The 3,842-nt window shown below is 70.6% G+C and carries 4 protein-coding genes; all 4 read left to right on the plus strand.

All coding sequences use genetic code 11. The features are described 5' to 3' along the window. The first annotated feature begins 47 nt into the window (after positions 1-47). Entirely contained in the window at positions 48-560 is a 513-nt protein-coding gene (locus tag G6030_RS13810; protein WP_007625992.1) for a DUF4395 domain-containing protein, read from the plus strand. Between the two features lie 71 nt (positions 561-631). Beyond that, entirely contained in the window at positions 632-1,264 is a 633-nt protein-coding gene (locus tag G6030_RS13815) for a hypothetical protein (RefSeq protein WP_182643519.1), read from the plus strand. Between the two features lie 76 nt (positions 1,265-1,340). After that, the gene (locus G6030_RS13820) at positions 1,341-3,347 is read left to right on the plus strand and encodes a M13-type metalloendopeptidase (RefSeq protein ID WP_007625985.1); all 2,007 of its coding nucleotides are present in this window, start codon (positions 1,341-1,343) and stop codon (positions 3,345-3,347) included. Between the two features lie 141 nt (positions 3,348-3,488). Then, positions 3,489-3,842 (plus strand): cbb3-type cytochrome c oxidase subunit I (locus G6030_RS13825; RefSeq protein ID WP_182643520.1); only part of this gene is annotated, 354 nt, incomplete at its 3' end.

Raw genomic sequence — 3,842 nt, forward strand, 5'->3', positions numbered from 1 at the left:
CGGCGATAGACAGGTCGGTCTATCCGCAGTGATCGAGAGGTGAGGCCATGAGTCTGCGCGAGGCGTTCGCTTTCCCCGAGGTCGTCAATGACTATGCCGCCCGCTGCACCGCCGCCCTCGTGGTGACCCTCGCGGTGGTCACGATCGTCGTGCCGTCGCCCGCCCGGATCTGGCTCGCCGGGGCGTTGGTCGTCGGCTTCGCGCTGCGGGCGGCGGGCGGCCCGCGGTACTCGCCGTTCGGCCGGCTCTCCGTGCACGTGCTCGCCCCGCGGGTCAGTGCGGAACCCAAGCTGGTCTCCGGCGCGCCCAAGCGGTTCGCCCAGACCATCGGCCTGGTGATGTCGTCGGTCGCGTTCGGGCTGTTCCTCGGCGGACTGACCACGGCGGGGATCACGGTGCTCGGCGTGCTGGTGCTGGCCGCCCTCGCGGAGGCGGCGCTCGGCTTCTGCCTGGGCTGCTGGATGTACGGGCAGCTCCAGCGTGTCGGCCTCATCCCGGACGACGCGTGCGTGGACTGCGCTGACATCTGGGCCCGGCCCGGGATGACCGCCCGGAACTGACGCGCCGCGGCGGCACGCGATCGTGTCCTCGCCGCGACCGGCCCGCCGCCGCCCCTCGCTAGGGTGGGCCCATGAGCACTCCCGCTGACGGCACCGCCTCCGACCGCCCCGACGACCGGTCCGGCGACCGCGACTTCGAGAAGCGCTACGACACGTGGGCCCAGCAGGAGGGGGTCCGCGGGTACCCGGGCTCCGACTTCGGCGACACGCAGTACGGCGGCGGCTACGGCGATCCGCAGTACGGCGCGGGCCAGTATGGAGACCCGCAGTACGGCGCGGGGCAGTTCGATCCGGCGCAGTACGGCGCGCAGCCGGGCTACGGGACCCAGCCGTACGAGCAGCCGTACGAGCAGCCCTACGTCCAGCCGTATGGCATGCAGCAGTACGGGATGCCGCAGTACGGCCAGCCCGGTCAACCCTACGCCCAGCAGTACGGGGCGATGCAGCCCTACGGCCAGTATCCGCCGGCCGCTCGCAAGGACCCGGCGCTGATGCTCGTGGCCTCCCTCCTCATCCCCGGCCTGGGCACGATGCTCAACGGCCGGGTGGGTAGGGGCGTCGGGATCCTGGCGGGCTACGGAGTGGGCGTGCTGCTCTCGGTGGTCCTCATCGGGCTCCCGATCATGTTCGGGTTCTGGGTCTGGGGGATGGTCGACGCCTATCAGGGGGCGAAGGATCACAACGCCCGCCACGGTCTGCCCTGATCCCGGGTCGGCCGCCGCGGGTCCTCGCCGTCGTCATCCCACCCGCGTGGGCCGCGCCCTTCCGTAACCTGGTCGCATGACAGCGACCGAGATCCCCACCACCGACGCCCCTCGCCCCTCGGGCCTGGACCTGCGGTACGTCGATACGGACGTCCGGCCGCAGGACGACCTGTACCAACACGTCAACGGCACGTGGATCCGCGACCACGTGATCCCCGCGGACCGGCCGATCGACGGCGCGTTCCTCGCGCTGCGCGACTTGTCCGAGGAACGGGTCCGCGACATCATCACCGACGCCCCGGTCGACTCCCGGATCGGCGCGTTCTACGCCTCGTTCATGGACACCGACGCGGTGGAGGCGGCGGGCGTTGAGGCGCTGGCGCCGGACCTGGCCGAGGTCGACGGCGCGGGGGACGCGGACTCCCTCGCGCTGGCGATGGCGCGGCTCGAGATGGTCGGTGTCGGCGGGCTCATCGGCGCCTACGTCAACAACGACGCCAAGAACTCCACCGAGTACATCCTCTACCTGGTGCAGTACGGCATCGGACTGCCCGACGAGTCCTTCTATCGTGAGGACCAGTACGCGCAGATCCGCGAGCAGTACACGGAGCACATCGCGCGGATGCTCGAGCTGGCCGGGCTCGCGGACGCCACCGGGGCCCGCGAGAGCGCCGGGCGGATCCTGGCGCTGGAGACGCGCATCGCCGCCGCGCACTGGGACGTCGTGGCCCGCCGCGACGCGGACAAGACCTACAACCCCGTGACCTGGGACGAGCTGCCGACGCTGGCCCCCGGCTTCCCCTGGCACGACTGGGCCCGCGAGCTCGGCGGCACCGAGGAGACCTTCGGCCGGCTCGTCGCCATGCAGCCCGACTTCCTCACCGCGGTGGCCGGGCTCTGGGCCGGTGAGCCGCTCGAGACGTGGAAGGAGTGGCTGCGCTGGCGGATCGTCTCCTCCCGCGCGCCGTACCTGCCCACGGCGCTGGTCGAGGAGAACTTCCGTTTCTACGGCACCGTCATGTCCGGGACCGAGGAGATCAAGGCCCGTTGGAAGCGTGGCGTCGGCGCGGTCGAGGCCGCCCTCGGCGAGGAGGTCGGCAAGGAGTACGTGGCCCGCCACTTCCCGCCCGGCCACAAGGCGCGCATGCAGGAACTGGTCGCCAACCTCACCGCCGCGTACCGCTACTCGATCAGCAGGCTGCCGTGGATGACCCCGGCCACCCGCGAGCGCGCGCTCGACAAGCTCGAGGCGTTCGTGCCGAAGATCGGCTACCCCGACAAGTGGCGGGACTACTCGGCGCTCGAGGTCCGCGCCGACGACCTCCTCGGCAACGTCCGCCGCTCCGCCCGGTTCGAGCACGAGTACGAGCTGGGCAAGCTGGGCGGGCCCGTCGACCGCGACGAGTGGCACATGACGCCGCAGACCGTCAACGCCTACTACAACCCGGTGATGAACGAGATCGTCTTCCCGGCCGCCATCCTGCAGCCGCCGTTCTTCGACGCCGACGCCGACGACGCCGCCAACTACGGGGCGATCGGCGCGGTGATCGGGCACGAGATCGGCCACGGCTTCGACGACCAGGGGGCGAAGTACGACGGCGACGGCAACCTGGTCGACTGGTGGACCGATGACGATCGCGAGGCGTTCGGGACCCGCGTGGAGGCGCTGATCGCCCAGTACCAGGGCCTCACCCCGGACGGCCTCGATCCCGAGAAGGACCACGTCAACGGGGCCTTCACGGTGGGGGAGAACATCGGTGACCTCGGCGGGCTCACGATCGCGCTGCTGGCCTACCGGTTGGCGCAGGGCTCGGACGGCGAGCCGGCGCAGGGGCCGGACGTGGGGCCGGAGATCGACGGCATGACCGGGATCCAGCGGCTCATCACATCGTGGGCGATCGTGTGGCGGACCAAGACCCGCGCCGAAGAGGCCGCCCGGCGGCTCGCCGTGGACCCGCACTCGCCGCCGGAGTTCCGCTGTAACCAGGTGGTGCGCAACCTCGACGACTTCCACGAGGCGTTCGGCGTGACCGAGGCGGACGGGCTGTGGCTGGCGCCTGAGGAGCGGGTGAGCATCTGGTAAGCCCTCTCGGGGGCGATACCGCTCCGTTCCGCCGGGGGACGCGTACGGTGAGAGCCGTCACCAGAATCTTGGCGCTGTTCGCAGCGCGGGACGCGGCGACAGCCGCGCCCCGCCTCGGCCGTGAAGAGGAACGGGGTACCGATGTCAGACACTCTCGTGCCGTCCGGGCGGGCGGTCACCGCAGCGGACGCGCGCGCCATCCGTCAGCCGTTCGGGCTCTCCTGGCGTGAGCTGTTCATCACGACCGATCACAAGAAGATCGGCCTGATGTACATCGCCACGTGCCTGGTGTTCTTCTCGATAGGCGGCCTGATGGCCCTGCTGATCCGGGCGGAGCTGTTCTTCCCCGGAATGCAGTTCCTGTCCAACGAGCAGTACAACCAGCTGTTCACCATGCACGGCACCGTGATGCTGTTGTTCTACGGCACGCCGATCGTCGTGGGGTTCGGGAACTACGTCATGCCGCTGCAGATCGGCGCGCCGGACGTGGCGTTC

This window comes from Dietzia sp. E1 (assembly GCF_014145015.1).
Lineage (GTDB): Bacteria > Actinomycetota > Actinomycetes > Mycobacteriales > Mycobacteriaceae > Dietzia > Dietzia cinnamea_A.